Annotated in this window: 23 protein-coding genes; 21 read left to right on the plus strand and 2 right to left on the minus strand. The window is 53.6% G+C overall.

Features of this window, described 5'->3' with window-relative positions:
- Positions 1 to 63 precede the first annotated feature (63 nt).
- The gene (locus OCV63_RS00880; protein ID WP_158361403.1) at positions 64 to 1,131 is read right to left on the minus strand and encodes an undecaprenyldiphospho-muramoylpentapeptide beta-N-acetylglucosaminyltransferase; all 1,068 of its coding nucleotides are present in this window, start codon (positions 1,129 to 1,131) and stop codon (positions 64 to 66) included.
- 161 nt (positions 1,132 to 1,292) lie between these two features.
- Between OCV63_RS00880 and OCV63_RS00885 the strand changes: the two genes are divergently transcribed.
- From OCV63_RS00885 to OCV63_RS00915, 7 genes are all read left to right on the plus strand, one after another.
- On the plus strand, positions 1,293 to 2,129 hold the full coding sequence (locus tag OCV63_RS00885) for a DUF4367 domain-containing protein (protein ID WP_158361405.1): 837 nt from the start codon (positions 1,293 to 1,295) through the stop codon (positions 2,127 to 2,129).
- A 70-nt stretch (positions 2,130 to 2,199) separates the two neighbouring features.
- Positions 2,200 to 2,688 carry a DUF6147 family protein gene (locus OCV63_RS00890; protein WP_158361407.1) on the plus strand — a complete coding sequence of 163 codons (489 nt, stop codon included), beginning with the start codon at positions 2,200 to 2,202 and terminating at the stop codon, positions 2,686 to 2,688.
- A gap of 442 nt (positions 2,689 to 3,130) precedes the next feature.
- The gene (locus tag OCV63_RS00895; protein ID WP_317245520.1) at positions 3,131 to 3,343 is read left to right on the plus strand and encodes a DUF4147 domain-containing protein; all 213 of its coding nucleotides are present in this window, start codon (positions 3,131 to 3,133) and stop codon (positions 3,341 to 3,343) included.
- A gap of 72 nt (positions 3,344 to 3,415) precedes the next feature.
- Positions 3,416 to 4,129, plus strand: a complete 714-nt coding sequence (locus OCV63_RS00900) for a 5'-methylthioadenosine/adenosylhomocysteine nucleosidase (protein ID WP_158361411.1) — start codon at positions 3,416 to 3,418, stop codon at positions 4,127 to 4,129.
- Positions 4,130 to 4,310: 181 nt separating this feature from the next.
- Positions 4,311 to 4,610, plus strand: coding sequence for a hypothetical protein (locus tag OCV63_RS00905; protein ID WP_158361413.1), 300 nt, complete (start codon positions 4,311 to 4,313; stop codon positions 4,608 to 4,610).
- A gap of 200 nt (positions 4,611 to 4,810) precedes the next feature.
- Complete coding sequence (locus tag OCV63_RS00910; RefSeq protein WP_158361415.1) at positions 4,811 to 5,563, plus strand: RluA family pseudouridine synthase; 753 nt, start codon at positions 4,811 to 4,813, stop codon at positions 5,561 to 5,563.
- Positions 5,564 to 5,679: 116 nt separating this feature from the next.
- Complete coding sequence (locus OCV63_RS00915) at positions 5,680 to 6,762, plus strand: AI-2E family transporter (RefSeq protein WP_158361416.1); 1,083 nt, start codon at positions 5,680 to 5,682, stop codon at positions 6,760 to 6,762.
- Between the two features lie 131 nt (positions 6,763 to 6,893).
- Here OCV63_RS00915 and OCV63_RS00920 read toward each other — a convergent pair whose 3' ends face one another.
- A complete protein-coding gene (locus OCV63_RS00920; protein ID WP_158361418.1) occupies positions 6,894 to 8,273 on the minus strand; it encodes an aldehyde dehydrogenase in 1,380 nt (459 codons plus the stop codon).
- 220 nt (positions 8,274 to 8,493) lie between these two features.
- Between OCV63_RS00920 and proS the strand changes: the two genes are divergently transcribed.
- The 14 genes from proS to OCV63_RS00990 all read left to right on the plus strand — a co-directional run bounded on the left by proS (position 8,494) and on the right by OCV63_RS00990 (position 24,039).
- A complete protein-coding gene (proS, locus tag OCV63_RS00925; protein ID WP_158361420.1) occupies positions 8,494 to 9,933 on the plus strand; it encodes a proline--tRNA ligase in 1,440 nt (479 codons plus the stop codon).
- Between the two features lie 171 nt (positions 9,934 to 10,104).
- Positions 10,105 to 11,442: a CCA tRNA nucleotidyltransferase gene (locus OCV63_RS00930; protein WP_158361422.1), complete on the plus strand. Its 1,338-nt coding sequence runs from the start codon at positions 10,105 to 10,107 to the stop codon at positions 11,440 to 11,442.
- Between the two features lie 25 nt (positions 11,443 to 11,467).
- Complete coding sequence (locus OCV63_RS00935) at positions 11,468 to 12,463, plus strand: phosphotransferase (RefSeq protein WP_158361424.1); 996 nt, start codon at positions 11,468 to 11,470, stop codon at positions 12,461 to 12,463.
- A 219-nt stretch (positions 12,464 to 12,682) separates the two neighbouring features.
- A complete protein-coding gene (locus tag OCV63_RS00940; RefSeq protein WP_158361426.1) occupies positions 12,683 to 14,365 on the plus strand; it encodes a phospho-sugar mutase in 1,683 nt (560 codons plus the stop codon).
- 80 nt (positions 14,366 to 14,445) lie between these two features.
- Positions 14,446 to 14,766, plus strand: a complete 321-nt coding sequence (locus OCV63_RS00945; protein ID WP_262670579.1) for an HU family DNA-binding protein — start codon at positions 14,446 to 14,448, stop codon at positions 14,764 to 14,766.
- A gap of 3 nt (positions 14,767 to 14,769) precedes the next feature.
- The gene (locus tag OCV63_RS00950) at positions 14,770 to 15,009 is read left to right on the plus strand and encodes an RNA-binding S4 domain-containing protein (RefSeq protein WP_158361430.1); all 240 of its coding nucleotides are present in this window, start codon (positions 14,770 to 14,772) and stop codon (positions 15,007 to 15,009) included.
- Positions 15,010 to 15,081: 72 nt separating this feature from the next.
- Positions 15,082 to 15,366 carry a sporulation protein YabP gene (yabP, locus tag OCV63_RS00955; RefSeq protein ID WP_158361432.1) on the plus strand — a complete coding sequence of 95 codons (285 nt, stop codon included), beginning with the start codon at positions 15,082 to 15,084 and terminating at the stop codon, positions 15,364 to 15,366.
- Between the two features lie 18 nt (positions 15,367 to 15,384).
- Positions 15,385 to 15,687, plus strand: coding sequence for a spore cortex biosynthesis protein YabQ (gene yabQ, locus OCV63_RS00960; protein WP_262670570.1), 303 nt, complete (start codon positions 15,385 to 15,387; stop codon positions 15,685 to 15,687).
- Between the two features lie 115 nt (positions 15,688 to 15,802).
- A complete protein-coding gene (locus OCV63_RS00965) occupies positions 15,803 to 16,108 on the plus strand; it encodes an FtsB family cell division protein (RefSeq protein ID WP_158361436.1) in 306 nt (101 codons plus the stop codon).
- A gap of 216 nt (positions 16,109 to 16,324) precedes the next feature.
- The gene (locus OCV63_RS00970; protein ID WP_158361438.1) at positions 16,325 to 17,701 is read left to right on the plus strand and encodes a SpoIIE family protein phosphatase; all 1,377 of its coding nucleotides are present in this window, start codon (positions 16,325 to 16,327) and stop codon (positions 17,699 to 17,701) included.
- 53 nt (positions 17,702 to 17,754) lie between these two features.
- A complete protein-coding gene (tilS, locus tag OCV63_RS00975; protein WP_262670571.1) occupies positions 17,755 to 19,146 on the plus strand; it encodes a tRNA lysidine(34) synthetase TilS in 1,392 nt (463 codons plus the stop codon).
- Positions 19,139 to 19,666 carry a hypoxanthine phosphoribosyltransferase gene (gene hpt, locus OCV63_RS00980; protein WP_158361442.1) on the plus strand — a complete coding sequence of 176 codons (528 nt, stop codon included), beginning with the start codon at positions 19,139 to 19,141 and terminating at the stop codon, positions 19,664 to 19,666. The genes tilS and hpt overlap by 8 nt, the downstream gene beginning before the upstream one ends.
- A 50-nt stretch (positions 19,667 to 19,716) precedes the next feature.
- A complete protein-coding gene (gene ftsH / locus OCV63_RS00985; RefSeq protein WP_158361444.1) occupies positions 19,717 to 21,549 on the plus strand; it encodes an ATP-dependent zinc metalloprotease FtsH in 1,833 nt (610 codons plus the stop codon).
- Between the two features lie 441 nt (positions 21,550 to 21,990).
- On the plus strand, positions 21,991 to 24,039 hold the full coding sequence (locus tag OCV63_RS00990; RefSeq protein WP_262670572.1) for a glycoside hydrolase family 13 protein: 2,049 nt from the start codon (positions 21,991 to 21,993) through the stop codon (positions 24,037 to 24,039).
- Positions 24,040 to 24,248: the final 209 nt, after the last annotated feature.

Here is a 24,248-nt window from a genome sequence, read left to right on the forward strand (position 1 = left end):
AAATGCTGCAGGAGACAACCAAAGAAAGAGCGGCGGAATCATAAGTTCCGCCGCATGAAAAAGCTAGCGTGAAGCGGCTTCCTCGATCAGTCCGACGATCGTATCGATGGAATCGGTCTGACGGCTGGCTTTCATAGCCTCTGAGAAAGAAGCGCGCTCATCGTACAGCCTGTGGATGGTCTGGAGAAGTACCTCATTGGAAATGGCTTCTTCCTCCAGTACCAGACTGAAGCCCTGTTTCTCGAAGGAGCGGGCGTTGAGAATCTGGTCGCCGCGGCTGGCCGCTGCAGACAGCGGAATCAGCAGGTTCGGCTTGTGGAGGGCCAGCAGCTCACAGATGGAGTTGGCGCCCGCACGGGAAATGACAATGTCCGCCAGGGCGAAGAGATCCTTCAGTTCCTCGTTGATGTATTCATACTGTACATAACCGGACAGTCCGGACAGGGAAGCGTCCAGCTTACCCTTGCCGCAGAGATGGATCACATGGAAATCCTTCAGGAGTGTCGGCAGAATCTTCCGCACCGCCTCATTGACGGCAGCGGCGCCCAGGCTTCCGCCCATCACGAGAATCACAGGCTTGTCATCGGTGAGACCGGTGAACTTCCGGGCCGCCAGCGCGTCGCCGTGAAGCAGCTCCTGACGGATGGGAGAGCCGGAGAGAACGGCCTTGTCCTTGGGCAGATACTGAAGAGTCTCCGGAAAATTGCAGCAGACCTTAGAAGCCGCCGGAATCGCCAGCTTGTTGGCCAGGCCGGGTGTCATATCGGATTCGTGGATGATGCAGGGCACCTTACAGCGCTTTGCAGCCAGTACCACGGGCACCGACACGAAGCCGCCTTTGGAAAATACCACGTCCGGCTTCAGCTTCCTGATGATGCGAACTGCTTCGCCGTAGCCCTTCAGGACCTTGAAAGGGTCGGAGAAGTTCTTCGGGTCGAAATACCGGCGCAGCTTGCCGGAAGAGATACCGTAGTAGGGAATCTGGAACTCTGTGATGAGTTTTTTCTCGATTCCGTCATAGGAGCCCATATAGGAAATATCGTAGCCGAGCTCGCGAAGCCGCGGCAGCAATGCGATATTGGGCGTCACATGTCCGGCAGTTCCGCCGCCGGTCAAAAGAATTCGTTTCAAAATTACACCTCCGTAAAGAACCGTTCAGAAGGGCGCAACCGCCGGACTGACACATCGTTTACCGTTATTATGATAGGTTTCCCTCCATCTGTCAAATGGAAAAGGGAAGGAAACCGGAAGAAAACGGGAAATAGCTGAGCTGTTACAATAAGGGTAAGAATATGAGTGAAAAAAAATTCCATGAATGGATAAGCAGTGAATTTGAAAAGGAAGCGGACGATTTGGAGAGACGTCTTAAGGAACGTGAAGCTGCGAACCCGGAGCTTGCCGCCATGAAGATGCCGGACGATTCCTTCGACGACCTGATGCGCCGCATCGAGGCCGGGAAGAAAGCTGAGACCGACGATCTGGAAAAGGAAACCGGAACAGATCACGTCGTTTCGCTGGAAGAACATCCTGCATCCGGGAGAAAGCCCTTCCGTATGCAAAAACGCGTCCTCCTGGCCGTGGCTGCCGCCGCAGTCCTGGTAGTCGCAACCGGAGTCGGAGCCACCGGCGCGAAACTGTTTGTGCCGAAGGTGGAGAATTCGGGGGAGGATAGGGAGTTTAATACGACCATTAATAGTGGGGATGTTGCTTCTTATGAAGAAGTGACGGAGGACGAGGCTTATGAGGAGATAGAGGAGAGGCTTGGAATACAGGCGTTGAGGTTAGGTAGTAAACCTCAGAAAATGGTTTTAGATAAGGTATATATAGATGAAAATATGGGCGAAGCCCAGATGGAATTTATTTATAAAGAACAAATCCTGACAGTTTATGAAAATAAACAGATGGATGAGGCAACATTTGAAAAAAACTTGGATGGTAAACATGTAGATATAATAGAAACATTTTATAATAGTTTAAAATTGGAAATAATAGAAACTGATAGAGGTGATGGAAAGAAGACGTATAGCACACAAATAGAACAAGGAAACGCATACTATTATATTGATGGAAATTTAGACTTGGAAACATTTGAAGAAATATTAGAAGAAATATATTTTAAAAGTGTCTGATTTAGTTCCCCTCGTTCGTATTCTTATATGCAACTGTTAATGAAGTGCACTATGAAGGAGGGGAATGCATATGCACAAGAAAAGAATCGCAATGGCGATGATGAGCCTTATGTTTATAGGAGGATTATGCAACATAGGGGCTATCATCAGTCACGCAGAAGAAATGCCAGGCTATCATGAGTACGTGAATACGGAAGATGAAGTAATTGATACCTGGTATGGAATTGCAAGGGGAACTTATTTAAAGGATGGTACTAGTGGTTTAAAACGAGCGGGAACTTGCTTGATGAATGTGTCTGGTACAACAACGGCTTATTCTAAATGTGATGAAGTTAAAGTCGGAGTTTATCTGGATGAGAGTTCCGATGGTGGAAAAAGCTTTGGAAACATTGCTAAATACCATTTTAAGGAAACCAATACTACATCTTGCCATGGCAGCAAAGCTAACATCTCTGTAACCAAAGGCTACAAGTATCACGTTAGAGGCGTGCATTCTGTAACAGAAGGCTCAACGACGGAGACCACATCCACCAGCACTGGTGTCCTCACCGCATCCTAACCACCGCATTCATACTCCCAATTTGAAGCTTAGGACGCGATGAAATCTACCGGAAGAAAACAGGCGAAAGCCATCCACGAATCATTTATGTACAACTGAATAAAGAAAACAAAAAACTGAATAAGGAACCATGTAAGTAACCAAAAAACCAAAAGTAAAGATCCACACGCTTTGAAAAAAGCGAGTTCTGTTGTTTTGTGATGTGATAAGACGAGCCGGCCGGAGTACCCGATACTTCGACCGGCTTTTCTTGTACTGGAAGAAATATCTGGTATAATAATAGAAAAAATATCACAGAAAAGAGATGGGCTAACTGAGCGAGATAAGAAATGATGCAAAAACTATCCGGACAGAGGCTATTCAGGAGGTCCTGACCGATCAGGCTGTGAAGGGCGGCAGGCTGGCGAAGGCCTGTTCGGATCGGCAGATTTAGCGGATCACTCTGTCAGATATCATGGACGATAACCTGGAAATGATCGCATCGGGCCCGGCCTGCGGTGACAGAAGCACCCTCGAGGATGTATGCCGCATCAAAGGGCGCTATGGTCTCGTGTTTCAGGAGAAGGTGGAGACATTGCTTCGGAAGGAGATGTCCCGGGAGGTTACGAATGTCAGGAAGGTCATCACAGGAAGTGTGCGGGAGCTGTGCAGATAAATACTTGGTGTTGCAATTCCATACGACAATTGGTAAAATAGAGGGTGGAGAAGTGAAGAAAGTGAGGCGTCTATGGGCAGAACAGGTATTATTGGAGCGATGGAAGAGGAAGTTGCTCTTTTAAAAGAAAAAATGGAAATAGAGGTAGTGGTGAAAAAGGCATCCATGGAATTCTATCAGGGTCATCTGAATGGCCGCGAGGTTGTGGTGGTGCGCAGCGGCATCGGCAAGGTCAATGCAGGCATGTGTGCCCAGATTCTGGTGGATGTGTTCAATGTGAGCCACCTCATCAATACAGGAATCGCAGGTTCCCTGAAAGCGGAGATCAACATCGGAGATATCGTGGTATCCTCCGACGCACTGCAGCACGATATGGACGCGCGGCAGTTCGGTTACGCCAGAGGCGAGATCCCCCGCATGGATACGGTCAGCTTTCCGGCAGACCCGGAGCTTGTCGCGCTGGCGAAGGCAGCCTGTGAGGAAGTGAACCCGGATATCCGCGTCTTTGTGGGACGGGTAGTCACCGGCGATCAGTTCGTGGCGGAGCGTTCCGTGAAAAATGAGATCGCGTCCTGGACGGAAGGCTATTGTACCGAGATGGAAGGCGCAGCCATCGCGCAGGCGGCGTACCTGAACAAGGTACCCTTCGTCATCGTCCGCGCCATTTCCGACAAGGCCGACAACAGCGCCACGATGGACTATCCCACCTTCGAGGCTCAGGCCATCGAGCACAGCGTGAAGCTGGTAGAAGACTTCGTGTCCCGGATTCCGGAGGATGTATACTAGATTGGCGTTCAGAATCTAAAGAGGATAAGAGAAAGTCACATAAGCGGGAAGCTTGTCAGCCCCTGTCGGGCAATGACGAGCGCCCGCTCTTTTTATTTACCTGCCTGCCTTTTATAATAAAAGATAGAAAAAATTCCGTATGGAAAAGGCATACGGAAGTAAAAAAACGGGAGGGGACAGGATGTTTCGAATCGTGATGATAGCGGCCTGGGCCGTGTTGTTGATCGTGGTGCTTTATCTGTGGGCGGACGTGCGGGAGATTCGTTCGGTGGTGAAGGATACCAAGCGGGAGCTGCTGCGCAGCAATCTGTCGGCCCGGGCCTCTGAGAGCTTTCCGAATTTCGAGAAGGAGGCCCGGGAAAAAGAGGTGGACGGGCAGCAGGAGGCAGCGCAGTCGGCGTCAGTCAGGAGTTCCGGGAAAAGCCTGAATCCCCAGGAAGAGCAGGTTCTGAACGACGTGCTGACAGAATTCCTGGGGTAATGGCCGGAGAAGGGGATGGACAGGGGCTGCTCACGGAACAGCAGCTGTGAACAGTAACGTCGGCCATCTTTACACAGCCGGCAGGAAATGGTAAGCATTGACGGCGGGAGAATAAGAAAGTTATAATAGCGATAGTGTGATAAAGAAAAACGGCGCGGGGCAGTCGTTAAGCGCCGAATAAACGGTAAGATGGAGAGCGTATGAAGGAACTGGAAATCATTTACGAGGACAAGGATGTGCTGGTCATTCGCAAGCCTGCCGGGGTGCCGGTGCAGAGCGCGCGGGTGGGAGCGAAGGATTGTGAAAGCCTGCTGAAAAACTATTTATATAGAAAGAACCCGAAGGGCGGCGCGCCTTATCTGGGACTGATTCACCGCCTGGATCAGCCTGTGGAGGGTCTGGTGGTGTTTGCCCTGAATCCGAAGGCGGCGGCTTCTTTGAGCAAGCAGTCCGCGGGAAAAGAGATGCAGAAGACCTACCTGGCGATCCGGTACAATGTGGATAAGTATCCACAAGCTATCCCCAATGAGGAAAATCCATGTGGAAAAACTGTGGATAATGTGGAAAACTCGGTGGAAAACTGGAGCGAGTGCGTGGATTTCCTGTGGAAGGACGGAAAAAATAACCGGTCTGAGATCGTAAAAGAGGGCCGCCCCGGGGCGAAAAAGGCAGTGCTTCACTACCGGGTTCTGAAGTGTGTGGATAACCTGGAAATGCTGGAAATCCGCCTGGAGACGGGCCGTCATCACCAGATCCGGGTGCAGATGGCAGGCATGGGAACCCCTCTGGTGGGCGATCGCAAATACGGAAAGGTTGAAAACTATGTGGATAATGTGGATAACTCTTTCCCGGCCCTGTGTGCATATCGGATAAAGTTCCGCCATCCCACCACCGGAAAATGGATGGAATTTGAGCGGAAGCCGGAAAATCCGGTTTTTCAGAAATTTATGTAAATCACTTATCCACAGGGTAAAACTCTCATTTTTGCAGATACTAGGATAGACAGAGAAGAAGCCGTCCGCTTTTTCGGGAGACTGTCAGTCTGGGCAGATGCGAAGGGAGCGGCTTTATGGAGTGGATAGGGAAATATCAGAATCTGTGGAAGAAAATCGGAATCGCAGCGGCGGTTTGCCTGGGAATGAAGTATCTGGCGCCCCTGGTGATTCCATTTTTGATCGCGGGAGCTATCGTGTACTGGTGCAGGCCGCTGCTGGAAGCGCTGAAGAGGCGGTTTCGTTTCCGTCCGGCGCTGTCCATGGCGGTGCTGCTGGCGGCTGCAGTATGCGCGCTGGGTGCAGTGGGCATTCTTGTGGGCCGCAATCTGCACATTCAGGTACAGCGGCTGTGTGTTTACTGGAGTTATCCCGGGCGGGCGGAGGAGCTTTTGGGTCGCTGCTGCGATGAGGTGAGCGGAATGCTGCGGATAAATAACGGCGCGGTGCGGGCCTTTGTGGAGGAGCAGGCGGCCTGCCTTGGAATTCAGACCTGGGAGCAGATCCTGCCCGGCGTCTTCGGTAGCTCCTGGCAGGCGGCCCGGGGACTCGGCAGCTTCCTTGCCGGACTTTTTGTGACCGGGATTGCTACGATTCTGCTGGCTGCTGACTATGAGAAGATCCGGGAAATGGGACAGCGGTGGAGCTTTTATGAGAAGGTGTCCATGTCTCTGCGGGGAATTTCCCGGGCAGTAGGGCGATATCTGCGGGCCCAGGGGATCATCATGGGACTGGTGATGCTTAACTGTACCGCGGGGATCTGGCTGTCCGGGGCGGCGAAAAGTCCCGTGCTGGCGGGTGTGGGTACAGGCCTTCTGGATGCGCTGCCGATCTTTGGTACCGGCACGGTCTTTGTGCCCTGGGTTCTGATTCTGGTGTTCTGGCAGAAGCGCTACCGGGCAGCCCTGGTGCTGGCGGTCACCTATGGCATCTGCACCTTGACCCGGGAACTTCTGGAGCCGAGACTGGTGGGCGCGCACCTGAAGATCCTGCCCGTCGTGGTGCTGGCCAGCGTGTATGTAGGCGTGAAGGTGTACGGCGCGGGCGGGATCGTGCTGGGGCCGTTATCGGTGCTGGTGATTCAAGAATTGTGGAAGCGGGTAGATATAGATAAAAAAGAAGAAATGTCAGTTACAGAAAATGACATTTCTTCTAAGTAGATTTATGATTTAAAAAGATATTTTTAGTAGTATCATATCTGGTTTTTGCAGAGTTAAATGTACTACTAGATGCTAAAGAATAATTATAGTATAGATATAATTATTCTTTAGATAAGAGATATCAGCGGAGTTTACTTCAAAAATATTTTCACCAGCCGCCGCTTCCCTTCCGTATACGGCTGATACCGCATCGGAAGGTCCGGCCAGTTCTTCTTATCCACGATACTCTTGTGATGGGAAAAGGTCTCAAACCCGGCCTTGCCGTGGTAGCTGCCCATGCCGCTCTCCCCGAAGCCGCCGAAGCCCATGTAAGGCGTGGCCAGATGAATGATGGTGTCATTCACACAGCCGCCTCCAAAGGAACAGCGGGTCAGAACTCGGTCGGCCAGCTTTCGGTTCCGTGTGAAAATATAGAGCGCCAGCGGGTGCGGCTTCTCGTTAATGAGGCGGATCACGTCGTCGATGGAGTCATAAGTCAGAATCGGCAGCAGGGGTCCGAAGATTTCCTCCTGCATCACGTCGTCCCGCCAGGTGACCCGATCGAGAATGGTAGGCTCGATTTTTAAGGCATCTGCGTCTGTCCGTCCACCAAAGACAGTCTTGGCCGGGTTCATCAGATTCAGAATCCGCAGGAAATGCTTCTCATTGATGATGTGGCCATAGTCCCCATTTTCCAGGGGATTCTCCCCGAACTGGGCGCGAATCTGCCGGATCAGTTCTTCGACCAGCCGGTTCTTCACCCGGATATCGCAGAGAATATAGTCGGGAGCCACGCAGGTCTGTCCGCAGTTCAGAAACTTGCCGAAGACGATACGCCGGGCTGCCATAGGGATGTCCGCAGTGCGGTCCACGATGCAGGGGCTTTTTCCGCCAAGCTCCAGGGTCACCGGCGTCAGGTGTGCGGAGGCCTTCTCCATGACGAAACGGCCCACCGATTTACTGCCGGTGAAAAAGATGTAGTCGAAATGCTGCTCCAGAAGTGCCGTATTTTCCGCCCGTCCTCCGGTCACCACAGCCACCAGGGACGCCGGAAAATAAGCCCGGATCAGGCGCCCCATGAGACGGCTGGTGCAGGATGAGTAGGCGCTGGGCTTCAGAATCGCCGTATTACCGGCGGCCAGGGCGTCGGCCAGGGGCTCCAGGGTCAAAAGCAGCGGGTAGTTCCAGGGGCTCATGATCAGCGTCACGCCGTAGGGCGAGGGTTTCCGGTAGCTTGTCGAGCAAAACTGCGCGAGAGGCGTCGGGACCAGACGATCGCGCATCCAGAGGCGCAGATGCCGCCGGAGATAACGGATTTCATTTAAAAGCAGGCCGGTTTCGCACAGATAGCTTTCAGCGGCGCTTTTGCCGAGATCCAGCTTCAGCGCTTCCTGAAATTCCGGCTCATGTTCAGCTACCAGCCGTTCCAGGCGCGTCAGGGCCGCCATCCGGTTTTTATAGGAAAGCGTCGCGCCCGACCGGAAGCATCGCCGCTGCCGGGCCACCAGTTTCTGAATCTCCTGTTCGTTCATGGGAATCCTCCAATCTCATATTTCGTATTATAAATCTATTTTACCCAATTACAGAAAAGCAGTCAAAGGAAATCGCGGGATCCCCGCGAAAACCTTGACAAAATCGACATTTTCGTACTACAATACAAAAAGATACGCCCATCTGGGCGTGATAATCATAACAGCGTACTGTTAAATAAAAATAAATGAAAAAGGCCCCATGGGCGAGAAGGAGAAAAGAATGGCAAAGGAGAAGAAACTGGTCGAAGAGATTACTTCCATGGACGTGGACTTCGCGCAGTGGTACACCGATGTAGTAAAGAAAGCGGAGCTGACCGATTATACCAGCGTAAAGGGCTGCATGGTGATCAAGCCGGCAGGCTACGCGATCTGGGAAAATATTCAGAAGGAGCTGGACGCGCGTTTTAAGGCATCAGGCGTTGAGAACGTATATCTGCCCATGCTGATTCCGGAGAGCCTGCTTCAGAAGGAGAAGGATCATGTAGAGGGCTTTGCGCCTGAGGTAGCATGGGTGACCCATGGCGGACTGGAGCCGCTGCAGGAGCGTATGTGTATCCGTCCTACTTCCGAGACCCTGTTCTGTGATTTTTACGCAAAGGAGATCCAGTCCTACCGTGATCTTCCGAAGGTATATAACCAGTGGTGCTCCGTTATGCGTTGGGAGAAGACCACCCGTCCGTTCCTGCGCTCCCGTGAGTTCCTGTGGCAGGAGGGCCATACCGCCCATGCGACCGCAGAGGAGGCAGAGGCACGTACCCAGCAGATGCTGAACCTGTATGCGGATTTCTGCGAGGAGGTTCTGGCTATGCCAGTTATCCGTGGACGCAAGACCGATAAAGAGAAGTTCGCAGGCGCGGAGGCGACCTACACCATTGAGGCGCTGATGCATGACGGCAAGGCGCTGCAGTCCGGTACCAGCCACAACTTTGGCGACGGTTTTGCCAAGGCGTTCGGTATCCAGTATACCGCAAAGGACAACACCCTGCAGTATGTACATCAGACATCCTGGGGTATGACCACCCGTCTGATTGGAGCTATCATCATGGTTCACGGCGATAACAGCGGACTGGTTCTGCCGCCGCGGATCGCGCCGACCCAGGTGATGATTATCCCCATTGCCCAGCATAAGGAAGGCGTCCTGGATAAGGCTTACGAGCTGAAGTCCACCCTACTGGAGGCAGGCTTTAAGGTGAAGGTAGACGATTCTGACAAGAGCCCGGGCTGGAAGTTCTCTGAGCAGGAGATGAAGGGTATCCCGGTACGTATCGAGATTGGACCGAAGGATATCGAGGCAAATCAGGCTGTGATTGTCCGTCGCGATACCCGCGAGAAGATCGTAGTTGCCCTGCCGGAGCTGGCCGAGAAGGTAGGCGAGGTGCTGACCACCATGCAGAGTGATATGCTGGAGAAGGCAAGAAAGCATCGGGATTCCCATACCTACGACGCTCATAACTACGAAGAGTTTGTAAAGATTGTCAATGAAAAGCCGGGCTTCGTACGTGCCATGTGGTGCGGCGATCAGGCCTGCGAGGACAAGATTAAGGAAGATACCACAGCAACCTCACGCTGCATGCCGTTTAAGCAGGATCACATCGCGGACACCTGCGTATGCTGCGGCAAGCCTGCGAAGGCGCTTGTTTATTGGGGCAAGGCATACTAAAAATGATAGAAGAAAATGATTCAGGGCTGAGAAGCTACTGAACAGTTACGAGAAGCGGCTGGAGGCCAACCCCCTCGGGCCGCTTTTCCATTACAGCTTATCTGGAAGAATCTTACATATATAGATTCTGACGGAAAACGCCCGGAAATAAGATAGAAAGGACACGCGCACATGAAGATTCAGATTCCTGAAAAAGCTAACGAAATCATCACGACCCTTACCGCCGCCGGCTACGAAGCCTACGTGGTGGGCGGCTGCGTGCGCGACGCCATTCTGGGCCGGGAGGCGGCGGACTGGGACATCACCACCAATGCGAAGCCGGAGCAGGTGAAGACCTTATTTCCCAGAACCGTGGACACGGGGCTCCAGCACGGTACCGTGACGGTCCTGAATGGAAAAGAGGGCTTCGAGGTCACCACGTACCGGATTGACGGCGAATATCTGGATGGCCGCCACCCGGAGCAGGTGCTGTTTACGCCGAATCTTCTGGAAGATCTGAAACGGCGGGACTTTACCATCAATGCCATGGCATATAATGAGAAAGAGGGCCTGGTGGACGCCTTCGACGGCCTGGGTGACCTGGAGCGTGGTCAGATCCGCTGCGTGGGCGACCCCAGAGAGCGGTTTACCGAGGATGCCCTTCGGATCTTACGGGCAGTCCGTTTTTCCGCCCAGCTGGATTTCGAGATTGAGTCGGAGACAAAAGCGGCCCTGGCGGAATTTGCGCCGCGTCTTCGGAAGGTCAGTGCCGAGCGCATCCAGGTGGAGCTGATGAAGCTTCTGACCTCAGATCACCCGGAGGTCTTCCGGGTAGTCTGGGAGACAGGTATCACGGCGGTGATTCTGCCGGAATTCGACGCCTGCATGGAGACGCCCCAGCACAATCCCCATCATTGCCGGGGCGTGGGCGATCATATCCTGTATACATTGACCGGCGTGGAGAAGGAGAAAGCCCTCCGGTGGGCTGCCCTGCTTCACGACATCGGAAAGCCGGTCACCCGCACCACCGACGAGCAGGGAATCGATCATTTCCACGGACACGCGAAGATGGGCGCGGAGATGGCCAACGGGATCTTACGCCGCCTGAAATTCGATAACGACACCCGCAAACGGATCGTAAAGCTGGTGGAGGTCCATGACGACCGGCAGATCCCGCTGAACCACAGGGGCGTGCGCCGGGCCATTCACCGGATAGGAGCAGATCTGTTCCCGGATTACCTGAAGCTTCGCAGGGCAGACTCCATGGCTCAGAATCCGGCGCTTCTAAAGGAAAAGCTGGAGAACATAGACGAGACCGAGCGCCTGTATAATGAGATTCTGGAAGCCCGGAACTGTCTGTCCTTAAAGGATCTGGCCGTAACGGGACGGGATCTCATCGACGCGGGCGTGAAGCCGGGTCCGGGCCTTGGAATCATTCTGAACCGGATGCTGGAGGCGGTCATCGAGCACCCGGAATACAACACAAAAGAATATCTCTTAGAAAGAATATTACCCCTCGTTTCCTCATAGATTTGAAAGGAACGGGGGGATTTTTGTGAACGAAAAAGCGCTGCAAATCCTGGAGCAGTATGATCTGGAGGTCCTGAAAAGCTACGGCGGCCGGGGCGGAATTATGTTGGAGACAAAAGACGGCTTAAAAATGATAAAAGAATTTGCAGGCTCGCGCGCAAAGCTTCCCCTGGAGCAGCGGGTGCTTGGGACACTTACGGAACGGGGCGTCTGCGCCGTAGACAGGGTGCAGGTAAGCCGGGAGGGAGAGCTCATTACCATCGGCGACTACGAGACGCCCTACGTCGTCAAGGACTGGCCGCCGGGCCGGGAATGTGACCCGAAGAATGAGGAGGAGCTGCTGCGGAGTATGCGTCTCCTGGCCCGGGTCCACCGGGAGCTTCGGGACGTTCTGCACACGGAAGGGGCGGAGCGCCGCTGGATTCTGGGCGCGGATCGGACAGAAGAGTTAGAAAAGCATAACCGGGAAATGAAGCGGACCCGGAATTTTATCCGGACGCGGCAGAAAAAGGGTGATTTCGAGCTGCTGTATCTGCAATGCGCCGAAACCATTTTCCAGAATGGAGCGGAGGCCCTGGATCTTCTGAAGGCTTCCGGGAGTGAGGCGCTCTACCGGCAGGCTGTGGAGGGCGAACACCTCTGCCACGGCGAGTATGTCCATCATAATATCATGTTTCACCGGCAGGAGACGGCCCTGGTGAACTTCGGCCATTTTGAAATCAATGTGCAGGTAAATGACCTCTGCCTGTTCCTGCGGAAAATCATGGAGAAACACAACTGGAACGGATCCTTGGCAGGGCGGATGCTGACCGCCTACGAGCGGGAGCTTCCCCTGTCCGGGGAGGAGCGGGCCTACCTGGCTGCGAACCTTTATTACCCTGAGAAAGCCTGGAAGCTGGCCCATCATTATTACCATACGAATAAGGCCTGGGTACCGGAGAAGAGCGCTGAGAAGCTGCAGGTATTCCTGACCCAGAATGAGCGCAGGAAGAAAATGGTAAAAGACGTATTGATACCGTAAATATGCTGTAAAATATGCCCGAATACATTGACTTTCCTGTACAAATATTCTAAAATTAGACACAGATAACGTAACTGTTCAGTCCCTTTGCAGTTACGTTGCAAAATCCATTTAAAATCGGCTTCGCCGATGGGATTTTGCAGACCTGAATCACTTTCTTACACCTTCAGTAGCGAGTGCTTCAGGCTGAAATATAATGATAGAAGTGAGGTATCAGTTATGTATTTGGACGATTATAAGCGTTGGATGGACACGGAACTGGAGGATCCGGCTCTGACTGAGGAGCTGAAAGGCATCGCGGGAAAGGACGATGAGATTAAGGACCGTTTTGCGGTAGCCCTGAAATTTGGTACCGCAGGCCTGCGTGGTGTGCTGGGAGCAGGTTCCAACCGTATGAATATCTATGTGGTCCGTCAGGCGACCCAGGGTCTGGCCAACTGGGTAAAGACCCAGGGCGGCAGCCAGCTTGTGGCCATCAGCTATGACAGCCGTATCAACAGCGACGTGTTCGCGAAGACAGCAGCCAGCGTGCTGGCAGCCAATGGAATCAAGGTTCGCATTTACGACGCCCTGATGCCGGTTCCGGCTCTTAGCTTCGCAACCCGTTATTATCAGGCCAATGCGGGTATCATGGTGACCGCGTCCCATAACCCGGCGAAATACAACGGCTACAAGGCCTACGGCCCGGACGGCTGCCAGATGACGGATGAGGCGGCGGATATCGTATATGCCGAGATCCAGAAGACTGACATCCTGACCGGCGCGAAGGTCATGGATTTCGAGGCAGGTATCAAAGAAGGCCTCATCGAATACGTAGGCGACGACTGTAAAGAAGCCCTGTATCAGGCCATCGAGGCTCGCAGCGTGCGTCCGGGTATCTGCGCTGCATCCGGCCTGAAGCTGGTATATTCCCCGCTGAACGGTTCCGGCCTGGTTCCGGTAACCCGTGTGCTGAAGGATATCGGCATCACCGATGTGACCATCGTACCGGAGCAGCAGTATCCGGACGGTCACTTCCCCACCTGCCCGTACCCGAATCCGGAGATCTTCGAGGCTCTCCGTCTGGGACTGGAGCTGGCGGAGAAGACCGGAGCAGACCTGATGCTGGCTACCGACCCGGACGCAGACCGTGTGGGTATCGCCATGAAGTGCCCGGACGGCAGCTATGAGCTGGTATCCGGTAATGAGATGGGCGTTCTGCTTCTGGACTATATCTGCGCAGGCCGCATTGAGAAGGGCACTATGCCGAAGAATCCGGTGGCTGTGAAGTCCATCGTATCCACTCCGCTGGCAGACGCGGTGGCGAAGAACTACGGCGTGGAGCTCCGTAGCGTTCTGACCGGCTTCAAATGGATTGGCGACCAGATCGCGAAGCTGGAAGCAGCAGGTGAGGCAGACCGCTTTATCTTCGGCTTCGAAGAGAGCTACGGATATCTGGCAGGCCCCTATGTGCGTGATAAGGACGCCATCATCGGTTCCATGCTCATCTGTGAGATGGCGGCTTACTACCGGAGCATCGGTTCCTCCATCAAGCAGCGTCTGGAAGAGATCTATGAGAAATATGGCCGTTACCTGAACAAGGTAGACAGCTTCGAGTTCCCGGGACTGTCCGGTATGGACAAGATGGCCGGCATCATGGACGGCCTTCGCCAGAACCCGCCCGCGAAGATCGGCGATTACGCGGTGGTAAAGGTAACAGATTATAAGAAGCCCGAGGAGACAGGTCTCCCGGCAGCCAATGTACTGGTGTACAAGCTGGAAGGCGGCGCAGAAGTCATCGTCCGCCCGTCCGGAACCGAGCCGAAGATCAAGACCTACTTTACTACACTCGGAAAGGATCTGGCTGAAGCCCAGGTCCAGAAGGATGCGCTGGCAGCAGCGATCGCTCCCATATTTGAGTAACAAAACCCGAAATACCTTGACAAATAAATGAGAAACGGGTATAAATAGGAAAGAAGATATGGAAGAACGCACACACAGACATATCGTCGACAAAAAGAGTAGTAGTATTATTTAGGAGGAATTACCAGATGAACAGAATGGAATTAGTTGCTGCTATCGCAGAGAAGACTGAGTTATCCAAGAAGGACGCAGAGAAGGCTCTGAAGGCTTTCACAGATGTAGTTGCAGAAGAGCTGAAGAAGGGCGAGAAGATCCAGCTGGTTGGATTCGGAACCTTCGAGGTATCTGAGAGAGCAGCAAGAGAGGGAAGAAATCCGCAGACTGGCGAGGCTATGCAGATCGCAGCGTCCAAGTCCCCGAAGTTTAAGGCTGGAAAAGCACTGAAGGATGCTCTGAACTAATCTATGCGTCTTGATAAATATTTAAAGATTTCCCGTCTGATAAAGCGGAGAACCGTAGCCAATGAAGCCTGCGACGCAGGACGCGTGCTGGTCAACGACAAGGTGGCCAAGGCGTCTGTGAACGTGAAGGCGGGCGACGTGATAGAGATTCAGTTTGGCAGTAAGTCCGTGAAGGTGGAAGTCCTGGACGTCCAGGAGACCGTCCGCAAGGATGACGCCAAGGAGCTCTACCGTTATCTTTAAAAACAGGAATAATGAGAAAGACCTTTTCATACATTTAGTTGTAAACTAGTAAGTGTATGGGGAGGTCTTTTTTTGGAAGAAAAGCAGTACGCAAAAGCCCACAAGCTGCTCTTAAGCAACCGGCGGACGGGTACCATCAGCGGCGTCACTGACGTGATTTCTTTTGATATCGCGGAAATCCTGCTGGAGACGGAGCAGGGCATGCTGACCATCAAAGGCGCCGATCTCCATGTGAACCGTCTGACCCTGGAGAAGGGAGAGGTAGATATCGAGGGACGGATAGACAGTATGGCCTACTCAGAGGTCACGGATTTTCATAAGGCGGGCGCGTCGCTGCTGGGCCGCCTGTTCAAATAGCCTATGGGCGGGGGAATCATGTTTGAACTGCAGTTTTTCGGAAAAGCCCTCCTCTATGGCGCGGCACTGGCCTTCTCCTATGAGGGCCTGAAGGTGTTCCGGCGGCTGATATCCCATGGGACGGTCTGGATGGCGCTGGAGGATCTGGCCTACTGGCTGACCTGCGGATTCTTGATTTTCCGGATGCTGTACCGGGAGAACAGCGGAGCCGTCCGGGGTTTCGCCGTTACGGCCGTGGTGCTGGGCATGCTTCTTTACCTCCGGGTTGCGAAAATATGCCGAAATTTATGCCGAAATCTCAGAAAAAAATTGCATAAATAAATAAAAAAGACTATAATAAAATAAATGTACCCACAAATAGGTGGATTTGATGGGAAACGGCAGAAGAAAGCCGTTTTAAAAGCAGTTTCAGAACGAAAGTGAGGCGAAAGGAGCTATGGCGACAAAAACCCGGCGCGGGATGAACCGAAGAAAACGCATGGGATATCGGCTAATCATACTGACTGTGATGTGTCTGCTGGTAACGGGTTTTTATGCGAAGCATCGGCTCCAGCAGAAGAACGGGGCCTACCAGAAGCAGGAAGAGCAGCTGATGGCCCAGATTGCAGAGGAAGAGCAGCGTTCGAAGGATATCGAGGAGCTGGGCAAATACGTCCAGACTAAGAAGTATGTGGAAGAGGTGGCCAAGGAACGGCTGGGACTCGTCTATCCCGACGAGATTCTGTTCAAGGCCAAAGAGTAACAGGTTTACATAATGTATGAACACGGAGACTGTCCGGGACCCGAAAGGGTTCGGACAGCCTTTTCAGTTTCCGGCAGGTTCTTAAAGAGCGTTCTATGTCCCCTTTTGCCGAAAACTTCTGAAATCACCCGCCCCCATTTGACAAAATAATCCGTTTCCGTCCTCTATAATTCCCAATCACACAGACACACACGGAAGACGAGGAGGAACAAGAACGTGAAACGAGAGGAAAATTACGGCTGGCTCTACGGAATCGTGGCGGGCAGCTGCGTGGCAGCGATGCAGATTGGCGTAGGAATGTTTCAGATGGATCGGGATTACGCCATCCTTCTGGGAGCGGCCCAGGGACTTTTGGTATGTTCTCTTACCGTGATCTGCGGCGGGATTCTGGTGTGGATTTTGAAACCCCTTCCCACGGAGCGGGAGGAGCAGTCCCATCCGGTACAACAGCGGCTTACGGAATACAGGGAGGCCTTTCACAACCTGGCGGTAAGCTTCGCAGGCACGCCAGGCCGGATGGCGGAGGCCGTCCCGGAGGAGGAACGGCTGGATAAGACGGAGAAAATGAAGCTGCTCTGGAATACGAGACTGGAGGAAAACCGTGCGGCGGTGGCGGTACAGCTTAATGAAATGGCGCGGATTATGACTGATACGGTGGAATACGCCTGGGACACACAGCCCGACGAGGATTTGGAGCAGCGGCTGGCGAAAAAGCTGCGGAGTATGGGGCTCAGTGTCCATTCGGTGATGGTCTACCAGGAGGAACACCGGCGGCAGGAGGTTTATCTGACCATCAGCACCCGTCACCGCAAATGCGTGGCCACGAAGGACATTGCGGAGGCTCTGTCCAGGCTGATGAAGAAGGCCATGATGCCGGGCAAGGACAGCCGGGCCTTTGTGGGAAGCGAGAAGGCGACGGTGCTGTTCGTGGAGCGGACGAATTTTCAGGTGCTTTACAGCGTGGAGAAGGCGGTCAAGAGCAAAGAAACCATCTCCGGGGACAATTTTTCCCTGCACCGGTGCCGGGAAGGGCAGTTTATCGGGGCGCTGTCGGACGGTATGGGGTCCGGCATGGCGGCCTACCGGGACAGTGAGATGGTCATTGACCTGCTGGAGCAGTTTCTGGAGGCAGGTTTCTCCAAGGAGACGGCGGTGCGGATGATCAATTCAGCCCTGATTGTGAGGTCGGACGCCCAGGTATTTTCCACCATCGATATCAGCTCGCTGGATCTGTATACCGGCATCTGCGAATTTCTGAAGGTGGGCGCGTCCACCACCTTCATCCGGCGGGAAAACTGGGTGGAGACCATCTCTTCCACCAGCCTGCCCGCAGGCGTCTTCCACAAGCTGGAGCCGGACTGCACCAGCAGAAAGCTCTACGACGGCGACATGGTTATCATGGTGACAGACGGGGTGCTGGATGCCCTGCCTGCGGCCCATCAGGAGAAGCTGATGAAGGACATCATCCTGGAGCATGATACGGGAAATCCGTCCGAGCTGGCCGCCTACATTCTGGCCCGGGTGCGCCAGTACCGGGAGAAGGAGCCCGCGGACGATATGACGGTGCTGGTGATGGGGCTGGTAAAGTATTAAAGAGATATGGTATACTAAAAGTAATGGAAAAACTACGAAAGGAAAACTGGAAAATGCTGGATCGCGTGCGTGCATTTACAGAAAAATATCAGATGATTCGTCCGGGAGACAGGATCGTGGCGGGCATATCGGGAGGAGCGGATTCCGTGTGCCTGCTTTTCCTGCTGCACGAACTCTGCCGGGAAAAGGGCGCGTCGCTCTTTGCGGTGCATGTCAATCACTGCCTGCGGGGCGCGGAGGCTGACGGAGACGAAGCCTATGTGCGGGAGCTCTGCGGACGGCTTACGATTCCGCTGCGGACCGTTTCCTTTGACGTAAAGGAGAGGGCAGCCCGGGAGCACCTGACCCTGGAGGAGGCGGGGCGGCTCTGCCGGTATGAGGCCTTCGCGGAGGAAGCAAGGATCTTAAGCGGCGCGCGGATTGCGGTGGCCCATCACGCGGGGGATCAGGCAGAGACTGTGCTATTCCAGCTCTTTCGGGGAAGCGGCCTTAAGGGCCTCTCCGGCATGAGTCCGGTGCGGGATAACATTATCCGGCCATTGCTCTGCGTGGAGCGGGAGGAGATCGAGGCCTGGCTTACCGAACGGGGCATCGCCTGGCGGACGGACAGTACGAATCTGACCATGGACTACACACGGAACCGGATCCGGGGCGATATCCTGAAGACGGCCCGGGAGCAGATCAACGTGAAGGCGGTCCGGCATGTGGCCGAGGCAGCCGCGGAGCTGGGCGAAGTGGAGCAGTATCTGGAGCGGAAGACGGATGCGGCCTACCGGCTTGCGGTACGGGAGGAGGAGGACGCCCGCTTTGTCTTTGCAAACGCATTTTCCAGGGAGGAGACGCTAATCGGGGGCAGAGTGCTCCGGCGATGTATGGCGGAGCTTGGCGGTCTCAAGGACGTGGAGCGGGTTCACATCGAGCAGATCCGGGAACTCATGGAGAAGCAGACCGGCAGCCGGATCGACCTGCCAAATGGCCGCAGCGCCAGACGGGAATACGAGGGCGTTCGGATCAGCCGCGGCGGGAAGTCGACGCGGCAGCAGGGCAGCCCTGCATCGATCTGCCCGGAGATTCCGGGCAGCGTCCGGATTCGGGGGCAGATATGGGAATTTACCCTGTTGGCAGCGGAAAAAATTGAAATTATTCCCCAAAAAACATATACGAAATGGTTCGACTATGATAAAATAAAAAAATGTCTGGAGATCCGGGGGCGGAAACCCGGGGATTATCTGGAGATTAACCGGGCGCATGGACGCAAAAAGCTGAAGGCGTATCTGATTGATGAAAAGGTGCCGGCGGCGGACCGGGACGAGTTACGGCTGCTGGCGGACGAATCGCATATTGTGTGGATTCCGGGGTATCGTATCAGTGAGGCGTATAAGGTCACGGAGGACACCAGGAACATTTTAAAAGTACAGATAAGCGGAGGAAATGAACATGGCTGAGAAAATCAGAGTTATGATTCCCGAAGAGGAAGTAGACGCGAAGATCAAAGAGCTGGGACAGAAGATCAGCGAGAAGTTTGCAGGCGAGGAGGTTCACCTGATCTGTATTCTGAAGGGCAGCGTATTCTTCGTATGCGAGCTGGCCAAGAGAATCACCGTGCCGGTGACCATCGATTTTATGCAGGTATCCAGCTACGGCGCGGAGACCAAGTCCAGCGGCGTGGTACGTCTGAGCAAGGATCTGGACGAACCGCTGCAGGGGAAGAATGTGATTATCGTGGAGGATATCATTGATTCCGGACGGACCTTAAGCCACCTGGTAAAGCTTTTGGGACAGCGGAATCCGAAAACCATGACCCTGTGCACCCTGCTTGACAAGCCGGATCGCAGAGTGGTAGACGTGGATGTGGAATATACCGGATTTACCATTCCGGATGAGTTCGTGGTAGGCTATGGCCTGGACTACGATCAGAAGTACCGGAATCTGCCGTATATCGGAGTGTTAGAGTTTGTGGATTAACGGTTTTGCGAATGGCGCTGCTGAACGTACGGATATAAGGAGGAACCATTTTGAACAACAGACAATTTCGGATTTCCGGAGCCTATCTGGTTTTTCTGGCGCTGCTGATCTATCTATTCAGCACCTACGTAAGACGGATGGACATGGAAAATCTGTATACTTATCAGCAGTTTGAGACTGCCGTGGAGAATGGCGAGGTAGTATCCGCCGTGATCAGCCAGTCCGAAGCCACCCCCACCGGTACGGTGCGCCTGACCATGAAGGACGGCAGCCGTCAGGATGTGAATGTGGCGGACACCACCGAGGCCAGAGAGCTTCTGGAGTCCAGGGACGTGGCGGTAGCCTTCGCTGCGGTGAGCACCAATAACTGGATGGCGTCCCTGGGCGCGCCCCTTCTGGCGGCCGTGGTAGCCGTGGTCGTGATGATGATTCTGATGAACCGTCAGGCCAACGGCGGCGGTGGCGGCAAGATGATGGACTTCGGCAGAAGCCGGGCCCGCATGACTACCCAGGAGCAGATTAACACCACATTTAAAAATGTGGCAGGCCTGCAGGAAGAAAAAGAAGAGCTTCGCGAGATCGTGGATTTCCTGAAGCTGCCCCAGAAATACACCCAGGTGGGAGCCCGCATTCCCAAGGGCGTGCTGCTGGAGGGCCCTCCCGGAACCGGTAAGACGCTGCTGGCCAAGGCTGTAGCAGGCGAGGCGGGCGTGCCGTTCTTCAGTATCTCCGGTTCGGATTTTGTAGAGATGTTCGTCGGCGTAGGAGCTTCCCGTGTGCGCGACCTGTTCGCGGACGCCAAGAAGAACAGTCCCTGCATCGTGTTTATCGATGAGATTGACGCGGTGGCGAGACGCCGTGGCAGCGGTATGGGCGGCGGCCACGACGAGCGCGAGCAGACCCTGAACCAGTTACTGGTAGAAATGGATGGCTTCGGCGTGAACGAGGGCATCATCGTCATGGCGGCGACAAACCGTGTGGATATCCTGGATCCGGCTATCTTACGTCCGGGCCGTTTCGATCGGAAGATTATGGTGGGCAGACCGGATGTACGCGGCAGAGAAGAGATCTTACAGGTTCATGCGAAAAATAAGCCGCTGGCAGAAGATGTAGACTTAAAGCAGATAGCCCAGACCACCGCAGGCATGACCGGAGCGGATCTGGAGAACCTGATGAACGAGGCGGCCATCCTGGCAGCCAGGGACAACCGTCCTTATATCACTCAGGCAGATATCCGCAAGTCCTTCGTGAAGGTGGGTATCGGTGCGGAGAAGAAGAGCCGTATCGTCTCTGAGAAGGAGAAGCGCATCACCGCGTACCACGAGGCAGGGCACGCGATCCTGTTCCATGTGCTGCCGGATGTGGGACCTGTATACAGCGTATCGATCATCCCCACGGGTGTCGGTGCGGCTGGTTACACCATGCCGCTGCCTGAGAAGGATGAGATGTTCAATACCAAGGGCAAGATGCTGCAGGATATCGAGGTATCCTTAGGCGGACGTATCGCCGAGGAGCTGATTTTTGACGATATCACCACCGGCGCTTCCCAGGATATCAAGCAGGCTACCCGTGTGGCCCGCGCCATGGTCACCAAGTACGGCATGTCCGACGAGCTGGGCCTGGTCAGCTACGATTCCGACGAAGAAGTATTCCTGGGCCGCGACTACGGCCACACCAAGGGCTACGGCGAGAACGTGGCAAGCAAGATCGATTCCGAGGTCAAACGTATCGTAGACGAGTGTTACGACAAGGCCAAAGCCATCATCCTGGACCACCGCGACGTCCTGGACGCAGCGGCAGCCCTGCTTCTGGAGAAAGAGAAGATTTCCAGAGAAGAGTTCGAGGCATTGTTTGAAAAGGAAGAGGCCGTACCGGCTGTATAAGAGTAAGCATTTAGGGATTCCGCTGGTTGGTGGGATCCCTTTTTCGATTCGTTTCGAATTTATATTTCCGTCATTATGACGGAATGGCATTGTGAATATTTCACAAAAACAGATAATGATTTTTGTGAAGTTTGTGCACACTTATCGCGACTTTATGTTATAATAATACTCGTAAAACCCCCAATACATTATATAGTTTTTGCTACACCCCATAAGTAAAAAGAAATACCTTCTCCTGAAACAGACAGCGCGAGCTGTCTGTTTCACTTTATGTAAAAACATCCGTGAAACCGGCAGAGACGGAATATATAGGACAAAAACAGTGACGTGGGTAAAGATTGTTACGGAATAAACAAATGTTGAAATGAAAGAACCGGTATTATAAAATGATAATCGGGAATCGGCCGCGGGAGAGCGGCTGTGACAGAAAGAGAGAGAATTATGGGAAAGATTAACCGACAGGCGCTTTTCGTGGAAGAGTCGGAGGGCTTTCGGATTCCGCTGGAGCCGAAGGCAGGCGATCGGGTAAAGCTGCGCTTTCGAACGGCGAAAGATAATGTGGAAAGTGTATATTTTATCAGCGGAAAGGAACGGAATCCGATGACGAAGGTCTGTTCCGCAGGCCGCTTTGACTATTACGAAATCGAGACCAAAGTAGGAACTGATACCATCTATTATTATTTTGAAATCCGTTCCAATGAGGAGCGGCTTTTTTATAATAAGCTGAGTGTCACGGACAATCTGCAGGACTGTTATGCCTTTCGTATCATTCCGGGCTTCGCTACGCCAGACTGGGCCAAGGGCGCGGTCATGTATCAGATCTACGTGGATCGCTTCTGCAACGGCGATTCCACCAACGATGTACTGACCGGAGAATATAGTTACATCCATAAGCAGGTGGAGCAGGTGAAGGACTGGAGCGCCCCGCCCGAGGGTATGGATGTGCGTCGGTTCTACGGCGGCGATCTGCAGGGAATTCTGGATAAGCTGGACTATCTGCAGGATCTGGGCGTGGAGGTCATTTACATGAACCCGATTTTCGTGTCCCCGTCCAATCACAAGTACGATTGTCAGGATTACGACTATATCGATCCCCACTATACCGTGATCAAGGAGGATGGCGGCGACTTGCTTCCGCCAGGCGAGCTGGATAACACCAAGGCAACGAAGTACATTAAGCGCGTGGTCAGCAAGGAAAATCTGGAGGCCAGCAACGAATTCTTCATCCATTTCGTGGAGGAGGTGCACAAGCGCGGCATACGTGTGCTGCTGGACGGTGTCTTCAATCACTGCGGCTCCTTCAATAAATGGCTGGATCGGGAGTGCATCTACGAGGGCGATGGCGACTATGAAAAGGGCGCCTACGTCTCTGAGGACAGCCCATATCGGAATTTCTTCAAGTTTAATAATACCCATGAGTGGCCGTACAATCCCTATTACGACGGATGGTGGGGCCATGACACCCTGCCGAAGCTGAGCTATGAGACCTCTCAGGAGCTTTACGATTATATCATGGGCATTGCCCGGAAATGGGTTTCTCCGCCTTATAACGTGGACGGCTGGCGTCTGGACGTGGCGGCCGATCTGGGCCTGTCCGCTGATTTCAATCACAAGTTCTGGCAGGATTTCCGGAAAAATGTAAAAGAGGCCAACCCAAACGCCGTCATCTACGCGGAGCATTACGGCGACGCCACCAGCTGGCTGAAGGGCGGCGAGTGGGATTCCATCATGAATTACGACACCTTCATGGAGCCCATCACCTGGTATCTGACCGGCATGGAGAAGCACAGCGACAGCAGGGAGCCGGATCTGATGAACAATGTGAATGTCTTTATCGATACCCTGCGGGAAAAATCCTGCGCCTTTACAGGCCAGTCCTTCCTGATTGCCATGAACCAGCTTTCCAACCACGACCATTCCCGTTTTCTGACTCGCACCAACCATAAGGTGGGCCGCGTGAATGAACTGGGCAGCAAGGCGGCCGAGGAAGGCGTCTCCAAGGCGGTCTTCCGGGAGGCGGTGGCCATGATGATGACCTGGCACGGCGCGCCGACCATTTACTATGGAGACGAGGCCGGCGTCTGCGGATTCACCGATCCCGACAGCCGAAGAACCTATCCCTGGGGCCATGAGGATCAGGATCTGATCCGATACCACAAAGAACTGATCCGCGTCCGCAAGGAGAATCCGGCCTGTCGTCGGGGCAGCGGTATCCCGGTGTACGCCAAAGGCGGACATTTCGCTTTCGGCAGATTTCTGGGCGACAACCATGTGCTGACCATCATTAATAATACAGAGGAGGCCGAGCGCATGACGATTCCGGTCTGGCAGCTTGAGATTCCGGACGGCGAGCTGTTTGAGCGCCAGGTATTGTCTATGGAAGAGGAGTTCAATCTGGAAAAAGCCCATTATCTGGTCAGTGACGGAGCGATTGAGATCTATATGCCACCCTATTCCGCAGCAGTCATGAGCCATACCGGAGAAAATTAAAGAAATGGGTTGACAAATCCCTACTATCGTGGTAAGTTAATAAAAAATTTAATGAACTAAACCGTTGAAGCGGAGATAACGATGTTCATGCGCGCCCAGAGAGTCCGGGGAGGTGGGAGCCGGATCGAGATGCAGGATATCAAATGGACCGCTGAGGGCGCAGTCAAAGGATTATGTTATGTAAACCAAGTATTCTGCGACGTAAGGCA

It is taken from the genome of Laedolimicola ammoniilytica (assembly GCF_025567165.1).
GTDB classification, from domain to species: Bacteria; Bacillota; Clostridia; order Lachnospirales; family Lachnospiraceae; genus Laedolimicola; species Laedolimicola ammoniilytica.